General features: G+C 72.9%; 17 protein-coding genes and 1 pseudogene. 13 read left to right on the top strand and 5 right to left on the bottom strand.

All coding sequences use genetic code 11. The features are described from left to right. Positions 1-207: 207 nt before the first annotated feature. From RKD20_RS17365 to sucD, 6 genes are all read left to right on the top strand, one after another. On the top strand, positions 208-2,679 hold the full coding sequence (locus tag RKD20_RS17365; protein ID WP_424878529.1) for a DUF5682 family protein: 2,472 nt from the start codon (positions 208-210) through the stop codon (positions 2,677-2,679). A 169-nt stretch (positions 2,680-2,848) separates the two neighbouring features. After that, positions 2,849-4,081, top strand: a complete 1,233-nt coding sequence (locus RKD20_RS17360) for a VWA domain-containing protein (RefSeq protein ID WP_424878528.1) — start codon at positions 2,849-2,851, stop codon at positions 4,079-4,081. 231 nt (positions 4,082-4,312) lie between these two features. After that, positions 4,313-5,317 (top strand): hypothetical protein, encoded by a 1,005-nt coding sequence (locus RKD20_RS17355; RefSeq protein ID WP_424878527.1) that lies wholly within the window; start codon positions 4,313-4,315, stop codon positions 5,315-5,317. Between the two features lie 172 nt (positions 5,318-5,489). After that, a complete protein-coding gene (locus RKD20_RS17350; RefSeq protein ID WP_424878526.1) occupies positions 5,490-7,271 on the top strand; it encodes a hypothetical protein in 1,782 nt (593 codons plus the stop codon). Between the two features lie 469 nt (positions 7,272-7,740). Next, complete coding sequence (sucC, locus tag RKD20_RS17345; protein ID WP_424878525.1) at positions 7,741-8,919, top strand: ADP-forming succinate--CoA ligase subunit beta; 1,179 nt, start codon at positions 7,741-7,743, stop codon at positions 8,917-8,919. A 21-nt stretch (positions 8,920-8,940) separates the two neighbouring features. Beyond that, positions 8,941-9,825 carry a succinate--CoA ligase subunit alpha gene (gene sucD / locus RKD20_RS17340; protein ID WP_020118635.1) on the top strand — a complete coding sequence of 295 codons (885 nt, stop codon included), beginning with the start codon at positions 8,941-8,943 and terminating at the stop codon, positions 9,823-9,825. A gap of 122 nt (positions 9,826-9,947) precedes the next feature. On the opposite strand, the gene RKD20_RS17335 is transcribed toward sucD, so the two are convergent. Further along, positions 9,948-10,832, bottom strand: a complete 885-nt coding sequence (locus tag RKD20_RS17335; protein ID WP_424878524.1) for an RNA polymerase sigma factor — start codon at positions 10,830-10,832, stop codon at positions 9,948-9,950. 96 nt (positions 10,833-10,928) lie between these two features. On the opposite strand from RKD20_RS17335, the gene RKD20_RS17330 reads away from it, so the two are divergent. After that, the gene (locus tag RKD20_RS17330; protein WP_424878523.1) at positions 10,929-12,557 is read left to right on the top strand and encodes a DUF6350 family protein; all 1,629 of its coding nucleotides are present in this window, start codon (positions 10,929-10,931) and stop codon (positions 12,555-12,557) included. 21 nt (positions 12,558-12,578) lie between these two features. Here RKD20_RS17330 and RKD20_RS17325 read toward each other — a convergent pair. Next, positions 12,579-13,410: pseudogene (locus RKD20_RS17325) on the bottom strand (hypothetical protein). Between the two features lie 291 nt (positions 13,411-13,701). On the opposite strand from RKD20_RS17325, the gene purN reads away from it, so the two are divergent. Beyond that, positions 13,702-14,349, top strand: a complete 648-nt coding sequence (purN, locus tag RKD20_RS17320; RefSeq protein WP_424878522.1) for a phosphoribosylglycinamide formyltransferase — start codon at positions 13,702-13,704, stop codon at positions 14,347-14,349. Beyond that, positions 14,346-15,920: a bifunctional phosphoribosylaminoimidazolecarboxamide formyltransferase/IMP cyclohydrolase gene (gene purH, locus RKD20_RS17315; RefSeq protein ID WP_424878521.1), complete on the top strand. Its 1,575-nt coding sequence runs from the start codon at positions 14,346-14,348 to the stop codon at positions 15,918-15,920. The genes purN and purH overlap by 4 nt, the downstream gene beginning before the upstream one ends. 24 nt (positions 15,921-15,944) lie before the next feature. On the opposite strand, the gene RKD20_RS17310 is transcribed toward purH, so the two are convergent. The 3 genes from RKD20_RS17310 to RKD20_RS17300 all read right to left on the bottom strand — a co-directional run bounded on the left by RKD20_RS17310 (position 15,945) and on the right by RKD20_RS17300 (position 19,432). Beyond that, positions 15,945-17,603, bottom strand: a complete 1,659-nt coding sequence (locus RKD20_RS17310) for a protein kinase domain-containing protein (RefSeq protein WP_424878520.1) — start codon at positions 17,601-17,603, stop codon at positions 15,945-15,947. 273 nt (positions 17,604-17,876) lie between these two features. Continuing rightward, complete coding sequence (locus RKD20_RS17305) at positions 17,877-18,617, bottom strand: FHA domain-containing protein (RefSeq protein WP_424878519.1); 741 nt, start codon at positions 18,615-18,617, stop codon at positions 17,877-17,879. Between the two features lie 140 nt (positions 18,618-18,757). Next, complete coding sequence (locus tag RKD20_RS17300) at positions 18,758-19,432, bottom strand: RDD family protein (protein ID WP_424878518.1); 675 nt, start codon at positions 19,430-19,432, stop codon at positions 18,758-18,760. Between the two features lie 239 nt (positions 19,433-19,671). On the opposite strand from RKD20_RS17300, the gene RKD20_RS17295 reads away from it, so the two are divergent. From RKD20_RS17295 to RKD20_RS17280, 4 genes are all read left to right on the top strand, one after another. Further along, positions 19,672-20,526 (top strand): bifunctional methylenetetrahydrofolate dehydrogenase/methenyltetrahydrofolate cyclohydrolase, encoded by an 855-nt coding sequence (locus RKD20_RS17295; protein ID WP_020118645.1) that lies wholly within the window; start codon positions 19,672-19,674, stop codon positions 20,524-20,526. A gap of 262 nt (positions 20,527-20,788) precedes the next feature. Next, positions 20,789-21,358: a DUF3017 domain-containing protein gene (locus tag RKD20_RS17290; protein ID WP_424878517.1), complete on the top strand. Its 570-nt coding sequence runs from the start codon at positions 20,789-20,791 to the stop codon at positions 21,356-21,358. 240 nt (positions 21,359-21,598) lie between these two features. Further along, positions 21,599-22,081 (top strand): helix-turn-helix domain-containing protein, encoded by a 483-nt coding sequence (locus RKD20_RS17285; protein ID WP_424878516.1) that lies wholly within the window; start codon positions 21,599-21,601, stop codon positions 22,079-22,081. Positions 22,082-22,317: 236 nt separating this feature from the next. Further along, positions 22,318-23,517, top strand: a complete 1,200-nt coding sequence (locus tag RKD20_RS17280) for a DUF2690 domain-containing protein (protein WP_424878515.1) — start codon at positions 22,318-22,320, stop codon at positions 23,515-23,517. Positions 23,518-23,634 lie beyond the last annotated feature (117 nt).

Below are 23,634 nucleotides of genomic sequence, written 5' to 3'. Positions count from 1 at the left end.
GGTGTGACGGGGCCGGGGGATGGGGGAGCGGTTCGGGGTGGTGCGTCCGGGGATGGGGGAGCGGTTCGGGGTGGTGCGTCCGGGGATGGGGGAGCGGTTCGGGGCGGTGCGTCCGGGGACGGGGGAGCGGTCGTCGCGAGCGTTCACGACGGTGAGGGTGCGGTCGGCGTCGGCGTTCAGGGGAGCCGGAAGTCCGGGTCCGGGCCGTTGCTGCTCGGCGTGCGCCATCACGGGCCCGGGTCGGCGCGGGCCGTGCGCGCGGCGTTGGACGCGGCCCGGCCCCGGGTCGTGCTGATCGAGGGACCGCCGGAGGCCGACGCGTTGATCCCGCTGGCCGCCGAGGAGGACATGCGGCCGCCGGTGGCGCTCCTCGCCCATGCCGTGGACGAGCCCGGCCGCTCGGCGTTCTGGCCGCTGGCCGAGTTCTCCCCGGAGTGGGTGGCGATCCGCTGGGCGCTGGAACACGAGGTCCCGGCCCGTTTCATCGACCTGCCGGCCACCCACACCTTGGCGTGGGGCAGAGACGAGGCGGGCGAGGGGCCGGCGGACCGACCGGACGAACCCGCCGCCGAGGTGCCGGCGACGAGCGGGTCCGAGGCCCCGGGCGGTCGGGGCACGGACGGGACGGAGGAGTCCGCCGACGGGGACACCGCTCCGGGCGACGGGGCCGCCGTTCACGACGCCGTCCGTGTCGATCCCCTCGGGGTGCTTGCCGAGGCCGCCGGATACGACGATCCCGAGCGGTGGTGGGAGGACGTCGTCGAGCACCGCAGCGCGGGGCAGGGGGACGTGTTCGAGCCGTTCACCGTGCTGGAAGAGGCGATGGAGGTGCTGCGGGAGACGTACGGAACCGGCGGCCACGACCGGGACCTCGTGCGGGAGGCGTACATGCGGCTCCAGGTGCGGGCGGCGCAGCGGGAGTTCGGGGACGACGTGGCCGTGGTGTGCGGAGCGTGGCACGTGCCCGCGCTGCGGCGGAGGAGCACGGTCGCCGCCGACAAGGCGTTGCTGAAGGGGCTCCCCAAGACCAAGGCGGACATGACCTGGGTGCCGTGGACGCACCGCAGGCTCTCCCGGCGCAGCGGCTACGGCGCCGGGATCGACTCGCCCGGCTGGTACGGGCACCTGTTCGGCGCGCCGGACCGGCCCGTCGAGCGGTGGCTGACCAAGGTGGCCGGGCTGCTGCGGGACGAGGACCGGATCGTGTCCTCGGCGCACGTCATCGAGGCCGTACGGCTGGCCGAGACGCTCGCGGCGATGCGCGGCCGCCCCCTGCCGGGCCTGAGCGAGACGACCGACACGGTGCGGGCGGTGATGTGCGAGGGCTCGGACGTGCCGTTGGCGCTGGTGCACGACCGGCTGGTGGTCGGGGACGTCCTGGGGGAGCTGCCGCAGACGGCGCCGGCGGTGCCGCTGCAGCGGGACCTCGACCGAAGCCAGCGGCGGTTGCGGCTCAAACCGGAGGCGCTGGAGCGGGAGTTGGAGCTGGACCTGCGCAAGGAGAACGACGCGGAGCGCAGCAGGCTGCTGCACCGGCTGCGGCTCCTGGGCGTGGCGTGGGGTGAGCCGGCGGCCTCGCGGGGGAGCACGGGCACGTTCCGGGAGACGTGGCGACTGCGGTGGGAGCCGGAGCTGTCGGTGCGGGTCGCCGAGGCGGGGGTGTGGGGCACGACCGTGCTCGCCGCCGCCACGGCCAAGGCGGAGTCGGACGCCGTCTCCGCGTCCGGGCTCGCGGACGTCACCGCCCTCGCGGAGCGTTGTCTGCTGGCCGAACTCCCGGACGCCCTGCCCACGGTGATGCAGATCCTCGCCGACCGCGCCGCGCTGGACTCGGACGTCGGCCATCTCGCCCAGGCCCTGCCGGCCCTCGTCCGGTCCCTGCGCTACGGCGATGTGCGCGGTACCGACACCGGCGCCCTGACGGAGGTCGCGGCGGGCCTCGCCGAGCGGGTCTTCGTCGGTCTGCCGCCGGCCTGTGCCGCGCTCGACGCGGAGGCGGCGGCGGAGATGCGGAGTCATGTGGACGCGGTGCACGGGGCGGTGGGGCTGCTGGTCGAGGTGGCCGCCCCGGGCCGGGGCGCCGGGGATGACGCGCCCGCTCAGGCTCACCGTGGCCTTCGCGGCCGTTGGCAGGCCGTGCTCAAGGTGTTGTCCCTGCGCGACAGCGTGCCCGGTGTCATTCGGGGACGGGCTGTGCGACTGCTGCTGGACGACGGGGAGTTGGCGCAGGACGAGGCGGCGCGGCTCATGGGACTCGTCCTGTCGCCGGGGACGGAGCCGGCAGACGCGGCCGCGTGGATCGAGGGCTTCGTCGGGGGCGGGTCCGGCGGCGGGATGCTCCTCGTGCACGACGAGCGGCTGCTCGGGCTGGTCGACGCCTGGCTGACCGGGGTGTCGGCGGAGGCGTTCACCGATGTGCTGCCGCTGCTGCGGCGCACGTTCTCGGCGTACGAGCCGGGAGTGCGCCGGACCCTGGGCGAACTGGTCCGGCGGGGCCCGGGACAGCGGGGGAGCGCGGTGGGAGCCGTTTCCGGGATACCGGGCTTCGGGGCCGGCCTCGACAGCGACCGGGCAGACGCGGTGCTGCCGGTGGTGCGGCTGCTGCTCGGCCTGGACGACGACCACGACGACGACGTGGCGCACGCCGACGACAACGACCTTGCGGGGGTGGCGGGATGACGACCGAGGTATCGCGGACACCGAGCGGCGGGGCCGACGGGACTGCCGCCGCCGGGGACGGGCGCGGGGACGCACCCGGGAACAGGGCGGAATCCGGGACGAAGCACGGCTCGGTGACGAGCGTGGCCGTGGTTCCGCTCTGGGACCGGTTCCGGACGGGGGTACGGGCATGACGACCGAGCCGAACGACGTGACGACACCGGGGACGCCGGGGACACCCCCAGCGGAGGTCCAGGCGATCGCTTCCGGTGCTGCCCCGGCCGACGAGCGGCTGCGGCGGTGGCGGCTTGTGCTGGGTGGGGAGGCGGCCGATGGCACCGGGTGCGCGCTCAGTGGGCGGGACGCCGCGATGGACGGGGCCTTGACCGCGCTCTACGGCAGGGGAGACGGGAAGGGGCAGGCGGGGAGGGAGCGTTCGGCGGGGCTCGGGGCCTCGGCTCCGTCCGTGGCGCGGTGGCTGGGGGACATCCGGACGTACTTCCCCTCCTCCGTCGTCCAGGTCATGCAGCGGGACGCCATCGACCGGCTCGGGCTGTCCGCCCTGCTGCTCGAACCGGAGATGCTGGAGGCGGTCGAGGCCGACGTACACCTGGTCGGCACGCTGCTCTCCCTCAACAAGGCGATGCCGGAGACGACGAAGGAGACGGCACGTGCCGTCGTGCGCAAGGTCGTCGAGGACCTGGAGAAGCGGCTCGCCACCCGCACGCGTGCCACGCTCACCGGTGCCCTCGACCGCAGTGCCCGGATCAACAGGCCGCGCCACCACGACATCGACTGGAACCGCACGATCTCGGCCAACCTCAAGCACTACCTGCCGGAGTACCGGACGATCGTGCCGGAGCGGCTCGTCGGCTACGGCCGGGCCTCCCGGTCGGTCAAGAAGGAGGTCGTCCTCTGCATCGACCAGTCGGGGTCGATGGCGGCTTCCGTCGTCTACGCGTCCGTGTTCGGGGCGGTGCTGGCGTCCATGCGGTCGATCGACACGCGGCTCGTCGTCTTCGACACGGCGGTGGTCGACCTCACCGACCAGCTCGACGACCCGGTGGACGTGCTCTTCGGCACGCAGCTCGGCGGTGGCACGGACATCAACCGGGCGCTGGCGTACTGCCAGTCGCAGATCACCCGGCCCGCGGAGACGGTGATGGTGCTGATCAGCGACCTCTACGAGGGCGGTATACGCCACGAGATGCTCAAGCGGGTCGCGGCGATGAAAGCGTCCGGGGTGCAGTTCGTGACGCTGCTCGCGCTGTCGGACGAGGGCGCGCCCGCTTACGACCGGGAGCACGCGGCCGCGCTCGCCGCACTGGGCGCACCGGCCTTCGCCTGCACTCCCGACCTGTTCCCCGAGGTGATGGCGGCGGCCATCGAGAAGCGTCCGCTTCCGATACCGGACCCGGTGTGAACCAGGGCCGCCCCCTGGTGATTTGTCGACCCGGTGACCTGCGGATCAGCCCAGCAAAACGGACATGACTACGCATCGGTAACAGGGGACTTGCGCGACCTCGGGCACCCCGTGCAAGGATCGGTTTCTCCAGAGTCTTCACTCTTCCCCTCCGTTTCCCTTTCGCATCTGTTCCGTTTCACTCCGGTTTCGTTTCGCTTCGTTCCGTCGCACGGAAGGACCCGACCCCTCTTGACCTGGTCAGCAGCCTTTCCCGGTGTCATGGTGCGCAAGCTGCGCGCCGTGGTCGGGCGGCGAGCGCTGCACGTGGGTCTGCTGGTGGGCGGGTTGTTCGTGCTCGGCTTCCTCTGCGGGGAGCAGGCGTACGCGGCGGACGGCATCGGGGCGTTGCCGGGGACGACGGTCGGTCAGCCGGTGGACCCCCCGACCGAGCCGACGGCCACCCCGACGGCCACCCCCACGGGCGCGGCAAAGGGCAGTTCTCCCCGGCCGGTTGTCCCCGGGCCGACTGCCTCCGAGCCCGACACCGAGCCCCACACAGAACCCGGCACCGAACCCGGCACGGACGCTCCCACCCACCCGGTCGGCGACAAGGTGCTCCGTCCGGTGACCGAGGACGTCGTCGGGGCCGTGGTCACCGGTGTCGTGCAGCCGGTCGGAGATCTGGTCGAGACGGTGACCACCGGGTTGACCGAGACGGTCGGGATACCGGCGCAGCCCACGCAACCGGGCTGGCCGACGTTGCCGTCGCTCCCGGAGACCCCGTCGTGGCCGACCCTGCCGACGGTGCCGGGTGCGCCCACGGTGCCGGGCCTGCCCGGAACCCCGGGTCAGACCTTGCCCGAGCCCGCGCCGGTCACCTCGGCGCCGCAGCCCCAGCCGGGTGATCACGCGGCGCGGAAGCCGGCCGGTGACGAGGGCTCCGCGGACGGCGGTGCCGGGTTCGGGCCGCGGTTCGCCGGTCACGGCACCGTGACCGAGGTCGTCGCGCGTGGCTCCGCCCACCGCGGCACCTCCACCGCCCACGTGCCCTCGCACCAGGCGCCCTCCGACAGCCCGGGCGGTGCCCTGGGCGGCAAGTCGGCAGTGGACAACGGCTCGTCGCGACACAGCGACGCGCATGCCGTCACCCTCGACCACCGGGCGCCCCTGCGGCTCGTGCCCGGTGCCGCCGCGAGCGTCGACGCGGCCGGGACCCGGGACAGGCACAGGGACATCCCCGTCTTCCCCGGCTAGGGCAGACCTCCCCCCGCCGACTTGCCGCGCGGGGGCGGAACAGGTCTGCCCCGGCCGTTCGGACACCCCCAGAACTTCTCTGATCTCCGGACGGATCCCCCTGGAGCCCTGTGGCTCCGGATGTCCCCATGCCTTTCCAGGCTCCCCAAAGATCCAGGGATCTGACGCACTCATGAACAAGAACATCCGCCGTTCCCTCGTCATAGCCGCCGGTGTCACCGGCGCGTGGGCGCTCGGCTCCGCCGCAGCCAGCGCGGACGAGCTCCCGGCCACCTCCCTCGCCGCGACGGACACGGCGTCCGACGCCGGGTCCGACGCCGCTTCCGGCACGACCACCACCGTCACAGGCACCCTCGGCACGGTCACCGACACCGTCGACGGCACGGTCGAAGGTGTCGTCTCCGGCGTCACCACCACCGTCGCCGACCTCACCAACACCACCGGCACCGCGGGGAACGCGGCCGCCGGCACCACCGGTCCCACGACCCACCGTCACCCGGACACCAGGACCACCGTCACCCCGCAGGTGTCCAAGGTGAAGGGCGCCGCGGCCATCCAGGGTGCGAAGGCGGCCCGGGCCGCGCAGGCCGAGGCGAAGGCCCACGCCGCTCAGGCAGCCGCCGCCAAGGCATCCGAGGTCGCCGTACCCACCACGCCCGGCACACCCACCGCCCCCACCCCCCAGCACGGCGTCGACTACCTCTTCGGCCCCCTCTCCGCCTTCGCCCCCGAGGTGGAGCGGGCCCTGGCGGGCGCGCAGACGAAGCTCCAGGGCATCCAGACGGCGGCGCGTGCCCAGGCGCAGGGCGTCGACGGCGTCGTACGGACGAAGAAGCAGCACACCCTCGCGGGCGCGGGTCGCACCGCCACGGGCACGGCCGACGCGGCGCAGGCCACGTTCACCGCGGCGCAGGCCCGGATCGCCGACGTCCCCGGCGCCGTGACGCCCGTCGTGGACCAGACGGTCGCCGTCGTCGTGCCGCCCGTCGTGACGGCCACCGTGGACGGCGTGGTGCCGGTCGCCACGTATGCGGTGGACGGGGTCGTGCCGGTCGCAGAAGGGGTCGCGCCCGCCGTCGGGCGGACCGTGGGCGGAGTGCCCCCGGTCGCCACCGGCGCGGTGGCCGGCGTGACGCCGGTCGCCGGAGGGACCGTGAGTGCGGTCGCCCAGACGGCCGGGCACACCGTCGGCGCGGCGACCGCGCTGGCGTACGGCGTCGTCGGGGACGTGTCCCCGGTCGTGGGCGGCGTCGTCGAGGGCGTGCGGCCCGTGGTCGGCGGAGCGGTCGCCGGGGTCGGCGGCATCCAGGACGGCGTGGCCGCGTACGCCAACGGCACGGTCGCCGGTGTGCTCCCGGTGGCCGACGGTGTCGTCGCCGACGTGCCGCCCTACGCCAACGGTCTCGTCGGACAGGTCGCCCAGGACACCACCGACGCGGTGCTGCCCCCGGTCGTGAACACCGCCGTGCACGGCGTGGTGCCGGTGGCCGGGCAGGCCGTCGCGGACGCGAGCACGCTGGCGTACGGCGTCACGCGGGACCTCCGGCCCTTCGCGGCCGGAGTCATCGGGAACGTCCCGCCCCTCGCGTACGGGGTGGCGGGCCACGCGACACAGCTGGCGTACGGCGTCACGGGCGAGGTCCCGGCCTTCGCGCACGGTGTCACCGGGGCCGTCCGGCCCGTCGTGGACACCGTCAACCGGACGGTCGAGCCGGTCGCCGACAGCGCCACGACGCTCGCGTACCGCGTGACGGGCGACGTCACACCCTTCGCACACGGCGTCGTCGGCGAGGCCGCCCCGGTCGTGGGCCAGGTCGGCCCCTTCGCCGGCGACCTGACCGGGACCGTCCAGGACACCGCGGGACCGCTCACCGGGCACGCCGTCACCGGCGTGCAGGGCGTGGCGGAGTCCGTCACCCCGGGCTACGCGCAGGATCTCCCGTACCGCGCCTGACCACCTCCCACCCATCGACTTCGTGAGGTGACGGGCCCCGGACGGCCGAAAGCCGTCGGTCTGTCCTGCCGGAACCTCACGGACAGGGCGAAGAGGTCCCCATTGGGGTGGGGATCTACCGCCCAGGCCCCTTGAAGAACATGGAAGAAGGGGCTGTACAAGGGGCCTCACCGGGACGACCCCACCCCGGTGAGGCCCTCCCCATGCCCCCGTGGAAGCCTCCCCACGACCTCACACACGGCACGCCGTGCCAGTGAGCGAGGCATCATGTGACAGGTATCACCGCTCAGGTGTGACCCTCGATTTAGGGGCCCCCGGCAAGCAGCGATAACCTGCGAGACGGACATGCCGCGCGCTCGGACACCGTGTGCGCCTCCCTTGTGACAGACAGCGGTCGGACGTCACGTTGCCCTCGCGGCACGCCCACGCAGACAACGAACCGCGAGATCACTGATAGGGACGGAAGCGCGTGGACCTGTTCGAGTACCAGGCGAGGGACCTCTTCGCCAAGCACGATGTACCGGTGCTGGCCGGTGAAGTCATCGACACGCCTGAGGCGGCCCGCGCAGCCACCGAGCGCCTCGGTGGCAAGTCCGTCGTCAAGGCTCAGGTGAAGGTCGGCGGCCGTGGCAAGGCCGGTGGCGTCAAGCTCGCCGCCTCCGCCGACGAGGCGGTCGAGCACGCGACCAACATCCTCGGCATGGACATCAAGGGCCACACGGTCCACAAGGTGATGATCGCCGAGACGGCTCCGGAGATCGTGGAGGAGTACTACGTCTCCTTCCTCCTGGACCGGGCCAACCGCACCTTCCTCTCCATCGCGTCCGTCGAGGGCGGCATGGAGATCGAGGAGGTGGCGGAGACCCGCCCCGAGGCCGTCGCCAAGACGCCGATCGACGCCAACGTGGGTGTGACCCCCGAGGTCGCGCGCCAGATCGTCGAGGCCGCGAACTTCCCGGCCGAGGTCGCCGACAAGGTCGAGAACGTCCTGGTCACCCTGTGGAAGACCTTCATCGAGGAGGACGCCCTCCTCGTCGAGGTCAACCCGCTGGCCAAGGTCGCCTCCGGTGACGTCATCGCCCTGGACGGCAAGGTCTCCCTCGACGAGAACGCCGAGTTCCGTCAGCCGGGACACGAGGCCCTCCAGGACAAGGACGCGGCCAACCCGCTGGAGGCCGCCGCCAAGGAGAAGAACCTCAACTACGTCAAGCTCGACGGCGAGGTCGGCATCATCGGCAACGGCGCGGGTCTCGTCATGAGCACCCTGGACGTCGTCGCGTACGCCGGTGAGGCGCACGGTGGCGTCAAGCCCGCCAACTTCCTCGACATCGGCGGCGGCGCCTCCGCCGCCGTCATGGCGAACGGCCTGGAGATCATCCTCGGCGACCCGGACGTCAAGTCCGTCTTCGTCAACGTCTTCGGCGGCATCACCGCGTGCGACGAGGTCGCCAACGGCATCGTGCAGGCGCTGCAGCTGCTCGCGGACAGGGGCGAGGAAGTCACCAAGCCCCTCGTCGTCCGCCTCGACGGCAACAACGCCGAGCTGGGTCGCAAGATCCTCTCCGACGCCAACCACCCGCTGGTCCAGCGCGTGGACACCATGGACGGCGCGGCCGACAAGGCCGCCGAGCTCGCGGCTGCGAAGTAAGGAAGAGGGACAGACACAGCCATGGCTATCTTCCTCAACAAGGACAGCAAGGTCATCGTCCAGGGCATGACCGGTGCCACGGGCATGAAGCACACCAAGCTCATGCTGGCGGACGGCACCAACATCGTCGGTGGCGTGAACCCCCGTAAGGCGGGCACCTCCGTCGACATCGACGGCACCGAGATCCCGGTCTTCGGCACCGTCGCCGAGGCGATCGAGAAGACGGGCGCCAACGTGTCCGTCCTCTTCGTACCGCCGGCCTTCGCCAAGGCCGCCGTCGTCGAGGCCATCGACGCCGAGATCCCGCTCGCGGTCGTCATCACCGAGGGCATCGCGGTCCACGACTCGGCCGCGTTCTACGCGTACGCCGTGTCCCAGGGCAACAAGACCCGGATCATCGGCCCGAACTGCCCCGGTCTCATCACCCCGGGCCAGTCGAACGCCGGCATCATCCCGGGCGACATCACCAAGCCGGGCCGCATCGGCCTGGTCTCGAAGTCCGGCACGCTGACGTACCAGATGATGTACGAGCTCCGTGACATCGGCTTCTCGTCCGCCGTCGGCATCGGTGGCGACCCGATCATCGGCACCACGCACATCGACGCGCTCGCCGCGTTCGAGGCCGACCCCGACACCGACCTGATCGTGATGATCGGTGAGATCGGCGGCGACGCCGAGGAGCGCGCGGCCGCGTTCATCAAGGAGAACGTGACCAAGCCGGTCGTCGGCTACGTCGCGGGCTTCACCGCGCCCGAGGGCAAGACCATGGGCCACGCCGGCGCCATCGTCTCCGGCTCCTCCGGCACGGCCGCCGCGAAGAAGGAGGCCCTCGAGGCCGCCGGTGTCAAGGTCGGCAAGACGCCGACCGAGACGGCGAAGCTGGCGCGGGAGATCCTCGCCGGCTGAACAGGTGGTTGACTGAACGTCGGTGGGCTCGCTCCGTGGGTTGGGGCGGGCCCACCGACGCGTTACGGGGTGCCGGGGCGGGTTGTCGGGCGGCTGCGCGACCAGCCTCCACCGGTCTGCAGTCAACGACCAAGCGGTACCAGCCTCTCCGGTCCGTTCGTCGCCGATTCCCGCAGCTTCTCCCGCAGACCCTCCTCCGCCTCCGACAACGCACCCCGCCCCACCCGCGGCGGCACCCCCTGAACCTCCGCCCCCGGAGGCACCGGTGGCTCGTAGTGCGTCGGAGCCGTCCGCAGCGTCAGTGCCGTCGTGCCGATCAGCGCCACCGTGAACGCGATCGCCGCCCGGGTCCAGAAGCGTGCCCGGCGCTCGCTCCTGGTGCGCACCGCGGGCGGCTGCGCGGCCCGCAACCGCTGTGTGGAGGCCAGCAGGGCCAGGCGCTCGTGCAGGTCGGACGGGTCCACCAGGTCGGGCAGCCGAGCCGCGATCGCCGCGCGCGCGTTCATCAAGCGGTACGCCGTCGCCGGGGTGCTCGCCTCCGTCTCCGCCGCCGTCTCCGGAAGGTCGAGCCCCACACCGTCGTAGAGCAGGAGCGTGCGCCGCTGTGGTGGTGGGAGTTCCAGGAGTACGGCCATCAGCGCGCGGTCGGGCGGATCGGCGACGGGTGGGTCGGGGTTGCGGTGGCGGGGGCGCAGGCGGTGCCAGGGCGACAGGGCGTACTCGTACGCCACGATCCGGACCCAGCCCGGCGGATCCCGGTCCACGGCCACCTCGGGCCAGCGCTGCCAGGCGAGTTGGAAGGCCCGTTCGACCGACTCGCGGGCGAGTTCGCGGCGACCGGTGAGCAGGTAGGTCTGCCGGACGAGGGCGGCCGCGCAGAACGTGTACAACGCGTCGAAGGCCTGAGCCGGTGTCAGGGGGGCGGCCGGGAGCTCCTCGTGCTCCTGCTGAGCGGCCGTCAGCTCGCCGGTCGCGCCGGCACCTTGTGCGACCTGATCCCGCGTCACAGGGCGCCCCTTCGTGCGAAAAAGTACATAGTCATATATTGGGCGACACATCGGGGGTTCGCCTGTTGCGACGAGAAAGCGCGTGTCGTTGGGAGCATGGCGGGCGTGATCCAGATGACCGCTCGCCGCACCTCGTTGTCGCCCCTGCTCACCCGGTTGCGCGACCGGACGCCCGGCCTGGCCGCGAGCCTCCTGGGCGGTGCGGTGGCCGCCGGGCTGGGGCTCGGTTCGTTCGGCGTGCTCGTGATCGTGCTGTGGATCAGTTCGCCGTACCCCGACAGCGGTCCGGGCGGCGCGCTGCACGTGGCCGTGGTGCTCTGGCTGCTCGCGCACGGGGCCGAACTGGTCCGGACGGACACGCTCTCCGGTGTTCCGGCCCCCGTCGGCGTCACCCCGCTGCTGCTGCTCGCGCTGCCGTTGTGGCTGGTGCACCGGGCGGCGCGGGACGTGGCGTCCGGCGACGAGGAGCCGCCGCAGGCGTCCGGGCGGACGGCCTGGACGGGGGTCGTGCTCGGGTACCTCGCGGTCGGCACCGGCGTCGCGCTGTGCGCGTCCGGCGGGGCGCTGCGGCCCTCGTGGACCTGGACCTGTGCGGGCCCGCCGGTCGTCGTCATGGTCGCGGCCGGCGCGGGGGTGTGGACGGCGTACGGCCGTCCCGCCGAGGCCCTGGACGACGTTCTCGTGCTGCTGCCCGCCGGGATGCGGCGCTTCGTCCTCGGCGCGGAGGCACGCGCACGGCTGTCCGCGGCGGCACGAGCCGCGGGGGCCGGGCTCTGCGTGCTCCTCGGGGGCGGGGCGGTGCTGCTCGCGGTGTCGCTGGTGGCGCACGGCGGTGCGACGCGGGGGTCGTTCCTCCAGCTGACGGAGGGATGGTCGGGACGGTTCGCCGTCCTGCTGCTGTGTCTGACGCTGGTGCCGAACGCGGCGGTGTGGGCGGTGGGGTACGCCGCCGGACCCGGGTTCGTCCTGGGGGCGGGGCATGTCGTGGGACCGCTGTCGTCGGATCCCGCGCCGCTGCTGCCGCCGTTTCCGCTGCTGGCGGCGGTGCCCGAGGCCGGACCCGGCGGGCCGGTGCACTGGGCGGCGGGGGCGGTGCCGGTGCTGGCCGGGGCGGTGGCGGGGTGGTTCGTGGGACGGGCCGCGGACGCGGGATGGCCGCGGGGCCGGACGGCGGGCGCGGTGGTGTGGGCGGCGGTGCTGTGCGCGGGTGCGGTCGCCGTACTGGCGGCGCTCGCCGGCGGACCGCTCGGGGTGGGTGTGCTGGCCCGGTTCGGGCCGGTGTGGTGGCAGGTCGGCGCGGCGGTGGTCGGATGGATCACGGCGGTGGGCGTGCCCGTGGCGCTGGCGGTACGGGCTTGGCGGGGCCGGACCAGGGGCGGGCTGCGGGTGCGGCTGTCCTCGGCGCGCGCCTTGTTCCACCGGCGGAAGAAGGCGGTGGAGCCCGAGGCCGGGCCGGTGGAAACACCCGCCCCGCAGGACGTCGCCGCCCATGACCGGGGTGGAGCCGCCGACCAGGGCGCCGCCTGCGACCAGGACGACGCCTTCGAGCCGTACGACTGTCTGCCCCCCGCGCCCTCGGCGGAGCCGGTGCACTCGTCGACGTCCTGGTACGAGGAGGCACTTCGCGAGATCCGCTGGGCGGCGCTGAAGGAGGCGTCCACACCGCTGGAGGAGCCCGCCGAGCACCCCCCGGCCACCGCCGAGCACCCCCCGGCCACCGACTGACCCCGGCCCCCGCCCCCGGCGTCAGCCGTTCGTGCTCAGAAAGCCCCGGAGTTCCTTCGGGAGGAGGTCGGTGCAGGACTTCTCCGCCGCGTTGGTGAGGGCGTCGTTGGTGCAGGTGTAGTAGTCGCTGTAGACGAGTCTCGCGGTGAAGCTCGCGGCGACCAGGACGATGGCCAGGGACGCCGTGACCAGGCCGCGTGATGGCCGCGGTGGACTGGGGTCGGGCCGACTGCGGCGGGGCGGGGGTGTCGGGGTCCGCGGGGCGGGGCTTGGCACGCAGGGCGCTGATGCCCCAGTACAGGGCCAGCGCGCCCAGCAGCAGGCTCACGTACGGCCAGCCGAACAGGACGAAGAAGAAGGCCCACATGCCGCAGAGCAGGGCGTAGCGCGCACGGCGCTGGGAGGGGTCCGTCGGGTCCCAGCGCTGACCCGGTCCCGCGCTGCCCTGCCCCTCCGGGCCGCCACCGGGTGCCGCGCCCGGGCGCTCGCCGAAGCGGTCGTCGGAGCGGCCCGGCTGGCGGTCGCTCCACCGGCTGCCCCACGGGGTCCGGCCGCCGCTGTCACCTTGGTCCGCGCCCTCGCCCCCGTCGCCGTCCGAGCCCTCGGGGCGACGCGGCTGCCACGGGCGGTCCGGGGTGCCCTCCGGCGGCGGGGCGAAGGGGTTGTCGTCCTCGGCCGTACCGCCCTGCTCCTGGCCGCTCCTCCGGCCGGACTTCTTCTCGCCGGACTTCTTCTCGGACGACGGGGCGTCCGGCGGCGAGGCGGGCTGCTCCCGCAGCAGCATGCCGCTGCGCTCCCCTTCCTGCACCGACTGCTGGGGGAGCGTGAGGAGTCGCAGGCTGCGGTCCGACATCAAGTGAGCGTCTTCCCCTTGAAGGATGTGGCTTGCCATGGCTTACGTGGATCGAACGGTTCGGTGGGCCCTCGGCGTGAGCCTCATCCCGTGAACGCACCACGCACCACCCGCGTTCCCGGACCGGCCCCTCGCAGACGCTACCTTCCGGCCACGCCCCCGTCCCGTGGGGGCCTCCCGGTGTGCCGGTATCGTTGCTGACGTTCGGCCGCTTCGTAGACTTCCCCGTATCCCGGGGCTCGAAGCATTCGTACGACCGTACAAACGCTCCCCCGAGAAAGGGCCCCCGCCGTGGCCGCCAAGCCCGTGGCCGAGCAGGCCAGGCCGGTCCAGCGCCTGGTCGTGCTGGTCTCCGGATCCGGTACGAACCTCCAGGCGCTGCTGGACGCCGTCGCGGCGACCGGCACCGAGGCCTACGGCGCCGAGATCGTGGCCGTGGGGGCCGACCGGGAGAACATCGAGGGGCTCGCGCGGGCCGAGCGGGCCGGGCTGCCGACCTTCGTGTGCAAGGTCAAGGACTTCGGGGCCCGCGAGGAGTGGGACACCGCCCTCGCCGAGGCCGTGTCCGCGTACGAACCCGACCTTGTGGTGTCCGCCGGGTTCATGAAGATCGTGGGCAAGGAGTTCCTCGCGCGCTTCGGCGGGCGGTTCGTGAACACCCACCCCGCGCTGCTGCCCAGTTTTCCGGGGGCCCACGGAGTGCGCGACGCGCTCGCGTACGGAGCCAGGGTCACCGGCTGCACCGTCCACTTCGTCGACGACGGCGTCGACACCGGACCGATCATCGCCCAGGGCGTGGTGGAGATCCGGGACGAGGACGACGAGAGCGCTCTGCACGAGCGCATCAAGGAAGTCGAGCGAAGGCTGCTCGTCGAGGTCGTGGGGCGGCTCGCCCGCAACGGCTATCGCATTGAGGGACGAAAGGTAGTTATCCAGTGACCGCCGAGAGCATCGAGAGCGGCAAGCGGGCCATCCGTCGCGCGCTCGTCAGCGTCTACGACAAGACCGGGCTCGAGGAGCTTGCCCGCGGGCTGCACGAGGCCGGCGTCGAACTCGTCTCCACCGGGTCCACCGCGGGCCGTATCGCCGCCGCCGGCGTCCCCGTCACCAAGGTCGAGGAGCTCACCGGCTTCCCCGAGTGCCTGGACGGCCGCGTCAAGACCCTGCACCCGCGCGTGCACGCCGGCATCCTCGCCGACCTGCGCCTGGACAGCCACCGCGAGCAGCTCGCCGAGCTCGGCGTCGAGCCGTTCGACCTCGTCGTCGTGAACCTCTACCCGTTCCGCGAGACCGTCGCCTCCGGTGCCACCCCCGACGAGTGCGTCGAGCAGATCGACATCGGCGGGCCGTCCATGGTGCGCGCCGCCGCCAAGAACCACCCCTCGGTCGCCGTCGTCACCAGCCCCGAGCGGTACGCCGACGTCCTGACCGCGGTGAAGGACGGCGGGTTCGACCTCACCTCCCGCAAGCGGCTCGCCGCCGAGGCCTTCCGGCACACCGCGGAGTACGACATCGCCGTGTCGAGCTGGTTCGCCAGCGCCTACGCCCCCGCGGACGACTCCCCGTTCCCCGAGTTCATCGCCGCCGCCCTGGAGCGCAAGAGCACCCTGCGCTACGGCGAGAACCCGCACCAGCCCGCCGCGCTCTACGTCGACGGCACGGGCGTCGGACTCGCCGAGGCCGAGCAGCTGCACGGCAAGGAGATGTCGTACAACAACTACACGGACACGGACGCCGCCCGCCGTGCCGCGTACGACCACACCGAGCCGGCCGTCGCGATCATCAAGCACGCCAACCCCTGCGGCATCGCGGTCGGCGCGGACGTCGCCGAGGCGCACCGCAAGGCACACGCGTGTGACCCGCTGTCGGCGTTCGGCGGTGTGATCGCGGTGAACCGTCCGGTCTCCAAGGAGATGGCCGAGCAGGTCGCCGAGATCTTCACCGAGGTCATCGTCGCGCCCGACTACGAGGACGGCGCCCTCGAAGCCCTCGCCAAGAAGAAGAACATCCGCGTCCTGAGGGCCCCGGCCGCGCCCGCGCACCCCGCCGAGGTCAAGCCCATCGACGGCGGCGCGCTCCTCCAGGTCACCGACCGCCTCCAGGCCGAGGGCGACGACCCGGCGAACTGGACCCTGGCGACCGGCGAGGCCCTGAGCGCGGACGAGCTCGGCGAGCTGGCCTTCGCCTGGCGGGCCTGCCGGGCCGTCAAGTCCAACGCCATCCTCCTCGCCAAGGGCGGCGCCTCGGTCGGCGTCGGCATGGGTCAGGTCAACCGCGTCGACTCCGCGAAGCTCGCCGTCGAGCGGGCCGGTGCCGAGCGCGCGCAGGGCTCGTACGCCGCCTCGGACGCCTTCTTCCCGTTCCCGGACGGACTGGAGGTCCTCCTGGAGGCCGGTGTGAAGGCGGTCGTCCAGCCGGGCGGCTCGGTCCGTGACGAACTCGTCGTCGAGGCCGCCAAGAAGGCCGGCGTCACGATGTACTTCACGGGGACGCGGCACTTCTTCCACTGACACCGACCCGACCCGAGGGCGGCGCTACGTCGAACTGCGCAGCGCCGCCCACGTGTGGGGCCCCACCTGGCCGTCCACCTCCAGCCCCTTGGTGCTCTGGAACTGCTTGACCGCCGACTGCGTGTCCTTGCCGAACTCGCCGTCCACGCCCGAACCGCCCACGCTGTAGCCGCGCTTGGTGAGCATGCACTGCACCTGGACGACGCGCTGGCCCTTGTCGCCGTATTCGGTCTGTTCGGTGCCCGAGTAGTAGGTGCAGCCGGAGATCCAGGCCGGGGTGGCCGGGGGCGCGGCCGTCTTCGTGACGGTGGCGGTGGGGGTCGGGGCTTCGGTGCGGCCGCCCGCGCTGCCACTGTGCGCGGCTGTCGCGGACGGTGTGGTGTCCGGCGTGCCGCTGCTCTCCTCGGGGGTGGCCGTCTGCACCTCGCTCTTGTCCCTCTTCTGCTTCTTGTCCTTCTTCTTGTCCTTCTCCTTCTCGCTGTCGTCCTTGCCGAAGGGCGAGGCGGAGGCGCTGGGCCCCGAAGAGATCGGTGTGGCGGCCGCAGCCGGGGCGTCGTGGCCCGGACGGGTGAGCAGAAACGCACCGACGGCCACGGCCCCGACGGCGATGCCCGCGACGGCGGCCAGCAGGGGCCTTCGCCGCCCGCCGGTCCCGGTGGCCGGTCCGGGAACCGGCGCGAGCACCGGCTCCACAGGGGTGCGGAAGTGAGCGGACTGCCGGACGGGCACACCCTCCAGCGCCGCGCACCCCTGCTGCCGCTCGCGGAGCCGGACGGCCAGCGGTTCGTGCCAGTCGGCCGCCCGGCCGTGCCCGGCGGCCGTGGCCGCGTCGATCAGCTGCCGCGGGCCGGGGCGCCCGGCGGGGTCCTTGGCCAGGCAGGCGGACAGCAGCGCGGCCAGCGCCGGGTCCGACGCCGCGAGTTCGGCCATGACCTCGGCGTCGGGCGCCTCGAAGGCGACCCGGTGCATGACATCCACGCCGGTCCCGTCGCCGAAGGGGGCGTGGCCCGTGGCGGCGTAGACGATGGTGCAGCCGAGGGAGAACACGTCGGAGGCGGCGTCGCAGTGGCCCTCGCGCAGGTACTCGGGCGCCATGTACGCGGCCGTGCCGACGCGGTTGCCGGTCGTGGTGATCGCGCTGCTGTCGGCCGCGCGCGAGATGCCGAAGTCGATGACGTGCGCGCCGCGGGGGGACAGGATCACGTTGGACGGCTTGAGGTCCCGGTGCACGACCCCGGCGGCGGCCAGCGCCGACAGGGCCTCCCCGAGTTCCGCCACCAGCCGCCACACCCCGGCGGGCTCGAGCAGACCGCAGTCGCGCACGGCCTCGGCGAGGCTGAGGCCGGGCAGGTACTCGGTGGCCATCCACAGCAGCGCGTCGTCGAACCCGGTGCCGAGCAGATGCGGCGCACGCGGGGTACGGACCCGCCCGTGCACGGCGGCCTCCCGCTCGAACCGCCGCCGGAAGTCCGGGCCTTCGGCGTACTCGGGCCGGATCACCTTCACGGCGGCGAGCCCGGGGGCGTCGTCGGCGTGCCGGGCCAGATAGACCCGGCCCATGCCGCCGCTGCCGAGCAGCCCGAGCGGGACGTAGGGCCCGATACGCGCGGGGTCGGCGGGCAGCAGCGGGACCGCGCCCGCCTGCCGCAGCGCGGTGTCACCGGCCGCCGGTATGTCTGTCACGGTCCCCCCGAGCTGCCTTTTCGTTCCTCAATGTGCTCTGGTGTCACACCAGTTGACTGAGGAGAGGCTAGCGCCCCGCCGCCGGGGAGTGCCGGGATACGGGGGATCGAGGGCGGGCGCGCCCGGGAGCGCGGTCTCCGGCCCTCCCCCGAGGGGGCCGGAGACCGCGCGGTCCCGTTCCGGGTCAGGTCACCCGGGTGCCGTCGGGCCGCGCGCCGGTGACGCGGGTGCCGACCCGGTAGCCCCGGGGGACCGGCACGGCGTACGGCTCGGTCACCGGGCCGGCCCGCCGGGTCCCGTCAGCACCACCAGGTCCTCCTCGCGGACCAGGTCGAAGCGGAGCGCCAGGGAGACCAGGGACTCCTTCTTGCCGTTCAGCCGGGGACCCGGGGCGGCCTCCTCCGGGCCGGGCTTCAGGCGCAGCTTCACCGCCAGGTAGTCGATGTTCCACTGCACAGACGTGCGGGAGGCGGCCGGCCAGTGGGGGCGCAGCCGCTCGACCACCTGGTCCACGGTGGGCAGCGGGGCGTGCGGTGCGCCGCGCAGCCGGGGCTCGCACAGGGCGGCCAGGACCGCGAAGTAGCGCTTGGAGCGGTCGACGGAGAAGGCGGGCGCGGTCGTCGTCCCCTCGATGTCGCCGTCGGCGCGCAGATAGTCGTGGCGCGGCGCCCACACGTCGATGCCGATCAGGTCGCCCGCGGCCGGCAGCACGATCCGCGAGAACTCGAAGGGGACCGGCGCCTCCAGGCGCCCCGGCCCCACCTTGATGTGCTCGCCCGCGCCCTCCGGGTTCTCCACGACGTACGTCTGCCGCCCGGAGAGGTTGCTCAGCGCCCAGAACGCGCCCTGCGCGGTGATCTCGCCGGCTCGCCGGGACACCCCCTCGTGGGGGATCCGCACCGTGCAGGCGGCACCGCGTCCGAAGGTCAGCCGCTCGCCGGGCGCGAGTCGCAGCTGGGTGGGCGTAGTCCGGTCCTCCGTGGTCGGCGGAGGTACCACGATGATGCTGTACACGGTCCGTCTCCCCGTCCCCGCGTGTCTACGAGCCAGGGTGGGTGACGCCGCGGGGCCGTGTCACGGCGTGACACGGCCCCGGGGAAAGTATGGCGAGAAGGCGACGTGGAGATCCGCCCCCGACTGTGGTGAAGCGGTGCTCAGTTCGTACGGATGACGATGGACGAGCAGACCTTGTCGGCGAAGGTCTGGCGCTTGGCGTCCCAGGCGGGCCACAGCCAGCCGAGGTAGCACGCGAGGCTGTCCAGGAAGTGCGCGAGACGGCGCACGAAGGCCATGCCGACGCCGAGGGGCTGCCCGTCGCTCTCCCGCACCAGGCGGATGCCGAGCGCCTTCTTGCCGAGCGTCTGGCCGTTCTTGCCCTCGATGATCAGCTGGTAGATCGCGAGACCGAGGAGCGCGAGGCCGCCGATCACCGACAGGATCGCCGTCTTGGCGTTGGCGCCGACGATGACCAGGATGTACGGAACCGCGAACACGAGCATGTCGACCAGGGTGCCCAGGAAGCGCTGGCCCCAGTTCGCGTACGGGGGCTGGGCGCCGTAGCCCGGCTGCTGCGGGTAGCCGTAGGCGGAGGCCGGGACCTGCGGGGCCTGCGGGTAGCCGTATCCGGGCTGCTGCGGGTATCCCTGCTGCTGGGGGTAGCCCTGCTGCGGCGGCACACCCGGCGGGGCCTGCTGCGGGTAGCCGTAACCGGGCTGCTGCGGCTGCGGAGGCTGCTGGGGGTAGCCGTATCCGGGCTGCTGCGGCGGCTGCTGGGGGGTCTGCGGGTTCTGCGGCTTTTCGTAAGGGTTGTTGGGCGAGCCGAAACTCATGGTGATCCTCCGTCGGCCGAGCTGGGGACAATGCGGACTGCGCGGAGGAACGTCATGGTATGAGCGGTCTGCCCCCCGAACATCAACCGCGATACTGCGCCAGACATCGTTCTAGGCAGGTGTGTTGTTGTCCAGACCCATTCGGTAGGTGTTGTGCAAGTGCAACCCCGCCGATCTTGGACGGGCCCCGGTGGAACCCGGATTGGAACCGGGGCCGGGTCATCCGGGAGGATGGGGTCATGACCGCCCAGATTCTCGATGGCAAGGCCACCGCAGCCGCGATCAAGTCCGATCTGACCGCCCGCGTGGCGGCGCTGAAGGAGAAGGGCGTCACGCCCGGCCTCGGCACGATCCTCGTCGGGAGCGACCCCGGCAGCCAGAAGTACGTCGCCGGCAAGCACCGCGACTGCGCGCAGGTCGGCATCGCCTCCATCCAGCGCGAACTGCCCGAGACGGCCACCCAGGAGGAGATCGAGGCAGTCGTCCGCGAGCTGAACGACGACCCGGCGTGCACCGGTTACATCGTCCAGCTGCCGCTGCCCAAGGGCATCGACGAGAACCGCATCCTGGAACTCATGGACCCGGACAAGGACGCGGACGGGCTGCACCCGATGAACCTCGGCCGCCTCGTCCTCAACGAGCCGGCGCCGCTGCCCTGCACACCGAACGGTGTACTGACCCTGCTCCGTCGCTACGGCGTCGAGATCAAGGGCGCCGAGGTGGTGGTCGTCGGCCGTGGCGTGACGATCGGCCGCCCGATGCCGCTGCTGCTCACCCGGCGCAGCGAGAACGCGACGGTGACCCAGTGCCACACCGGCACCCGTGACCTGTCCTCGCACCTCAAGCGCGCGGACATCATCGTCGCCGCGGCCGGTTCCGCCCACCTGATCCGCCCCGAGGACGTGAAGCCGGGCGCCGCCGTCCTCGACGTCGGCGTCTCCCGCAACGCCGAGGGGAAGATCGTCGGTGACGTCCACCCCGGCGTCGCCGAGGTCGCCGGCTTCATCTCCCCGAACCCGGGCGGCGTCGGCCCGATGACCCGCGCCCAGCTGCTCGTCAACGTGGTCGAGGCGGCGGAGCGCAGTGTCGGCTGAGCCCCGGGGCCCCGAGAGGCGGGGAGCGACGACGGGGGCCACCCCGGGGGCCACCGCGGGGCGGGGCTCCCAGGAGACGGCCACGGAGCCGGCCGGGGCGCGGAAGCCGGGTGCGGAGCCGGACGAGACGCCTGGGTCGCGGACGACGGGCGCTGGTTCGGGTTCGGGTTCGGTCGAGGCGCGTGGGCATCGGAAGCCCGGTGCGGAGGACGCCGGGTCCCGGGAGCCGGCGGCTGTGGCGCGGGGCTCTCAGGAGGCAGGTGTGGGATCGGCTGAGTCCCGGAAAGGCACGTCGGGAGAGGTCCGTAGGGCGCGTGCTTCCTCGGGCGAGTCCGGTGGGGTCGACGTCGCGTCGGACGAGGCGCCCGACGCCGGCGCGCAGGACGAGCTCGTCGTGCGGGATCCGATCAGCGCACCCGACATCGACGGACGGCCGCGGCGGGCGACACGGCGGTTTCCGCTGTTCACCCGGGACACCGCGCGGCCCGAGGGCGGTGGCCGGGCCGCGCCGCGGGACGCTCCGGCGCCCGCCCGGCAGTGGCCGGTGCTCACCGTGCTGGCCGTGGTGGGGCTCGGCCTCCTGCTGACCGCCCTCGACCAGTTCCGCATCGGCACCCTGCTCATCGGTGTCGCCCTGCTCGCCGGTGCGGTGCTGCGCTGGCTGCTGCCGGACGTCGGCATGCTCGCCGTCCGCTCCCGTTTCACCGACATCGCCACCTACGGCGTGCTCGGCGCCGCGATCGTCCTGCTGGCGATGATGGTGCAGCCGCACCCGTGGCTGGAGATCCCCTTCCTCAAGGACACCCTGCACTTCACGGTCAGCAGCAGCTGACCCGATGCGGGCACGGACGGCGGTCCGCCCCCACCCCCGATGAGGGACGGGCCGTCGTCACGCTCCAGCCTCCCGCGCTGCGAACCGCCTGTTCAACCGCTGTCCGTTCGCTGTGGCACAGCGGTGACGGTTCCGGCACGGTGTGCGCCGCCTGCCACAGCCGGCCCCGGGCCCGGAACCGATCAGGCCTGTGACGTCGTCACTTGCCGGGAAGCAGGTAGGACGCCGCGGAGGTGGGCGATGAGTGGCTGGCAGGCGCTGCCCGACGATCTGCCGCCGGAGGTGCGGCACTTCGTGGAGCAGCTCAGGCAGCTCAAGGACCGTACGGGGCTCAGCCTCGTCGCGCTCGGCGCCCGCACCGCGTACAGCAAGTCCTCCTGGCACCGCTATCTCAACGCCACCCAGCCCCCGCCCCGCCAGGCCGTCGCCGCCCTGTGCCGGATCGCGGGCCTCGACACCGCCGACGCCGAACGCTTCGGCGTGCGCTGGGAACTGGCGGTCGAGGCCTGGCCCCGGCCGACGGCGGAACCCGCGCGGGCCGCCGGCGAGAAGGGCGAGAACGGCTTGGGGGGTGAACGGTACGAGGACGATCCGACGCTGCCGTGGTGGGACGAGCCGCCCAAGGAGCGCGCGAGCGGCATGAACCGGCTTTTGCTGGCCGCCGCGCTGCTGCTCGTCCTCGTCCTGCTGCTCGGGCTGGCCGGCGCCGTGGCCTCTGGGTGATCCGGCGACTTCCGTGGCGGCCGTTATTTCCGGTGTGTTCCACCTGTGGCGGTGTATCGACAAGTTTGCGTATTTGATATGGAGCTGTTCGATCCCACGGCTAACGTGTCGAACTTGCAGATGCTCCCGTGCGCCCCCACCCGGGGAGCTGAGAGCCTTACGGCACGGGGGAAGAGCGGGGAACAACCAGCACCGACCGGGGGAAAAGAGGGGGAGCAATGCCTCGTTGGAGGGCCTTGCCGGATGAACTGGATCCGCAGGTCAGGGAGTTCGCGAGCCAGCTGCGGCGGCTCGTGGACCGCAGCGGCCTGAGTATCGCGGCCGTCGCCGACCGCACGGGTTACAGCAAGACGTCCTGGGACCGGTATCTCAACGGTCGGCTGCTCGCGCCGAAGGGTGCGATCGTCGCCCTGGCCGAGGTCACCGGCACCAATCCCATTCACCTGACCACGATGTGGGAGCTCGCCGAACGCGCCTGGAGCCGTTCGGAGATGCGCCACGACATGACCATGGAGGCCATCCGGATCTCCCAGGCGCGAGCCGCGCTCGGCGAGTTCGGCGCACCGCCCGTGAACGCCACGGGCGGCAAGACGGCCCGCAGGAGCGGCAGCGCGACGGTGACGCCGGGTGTGGCGGGACCGGCCGGAGTCGCACCCACGGTGCCGCCCCAGCCGACTTCTTCGGAGACCGACAGCATGGAGGCGCGGGGAAGCTCCTCCGGCGGGAACTCCTGGGGCGTGGCCGGGTACCAGGCACCGGCACAGCCTGCCGCGGGGGGTACGGCCGCGGGGGCGCCCGTCTCCACCGGCGGTCCGGGGTGGACGCCGGGGACGCCCGGGGCGCACGACCAGCCGCAGGACGCCCGTCCCGGGGACGGGGTCTCGGGTGCCTCCGGTGACTCGGGAGGACCCAGCGGCTCCGGTGGTTCCGGCGGTTCCGGCAGGGGGAAGCGGCGGCTGACGATGTTCCTCGCGGGGGTCGTCGGGGTGCTCGTCGTGGTCGCCGCCGTGTTCTTCCTGACCGACCCGGGCGGGGACAAGAAGAACCAGGCCGAGAAGTCGCCCTCGCCGTCAGCGAGCACGACCGTCTCGCTGCCCGCCGGGGTGAAGTGCGGCGGCCAGGGGTGCACCGGGAAGGACGCCGAGGCCATGGGGTGCAGCGGGAACCTGGTGACGACCGCCAAGACCGCGACGGTGGGGGCGACCGTGGTCGAGGTGCGCTACAGCGAGACCTGCGGGGCGGCCTGGGGGCGGGTCACCCAGGCCGGGCAGGGGGACAAGGTCGAGGTGAGCGCCGGCAAGGCGGTCGAGCGGAGCGGGAGCATCACGGAGGCCGGGGACACGATCGCCTACACGCCGATGGTCGCCGTGAAGGACGCGGGCGAGGCGAAGGCGTGTGTGACGCTGGCTTCCGGGCAGCGGGGGTGCACCGGCTGAATGAGGGCCGCCCGCGCCCCGGGAGGGTGAATCCTCGCGGGATGTGCATGAGTCCGTGAATCCGGGGCACGCGAACCGTACCCCCACGGGAGTCCGGAAACGGTACCCCCCTACGGC

It is taken from the genome of Streptomyces sp. SLBN-8D4 (genome assembly GCF_049739545.1).
GTDB lineage: Bacteria > Actinomycetota > Actinomycetes > Streptomycetales > Streptomycetaceae > Streptomyces > Streptomyces canus_C.
The sequence above is the reverse complement of the archived record's forward strand: the minus strand, read 5'-3'. Positions and strand labels throughout refer to the sequence as shown.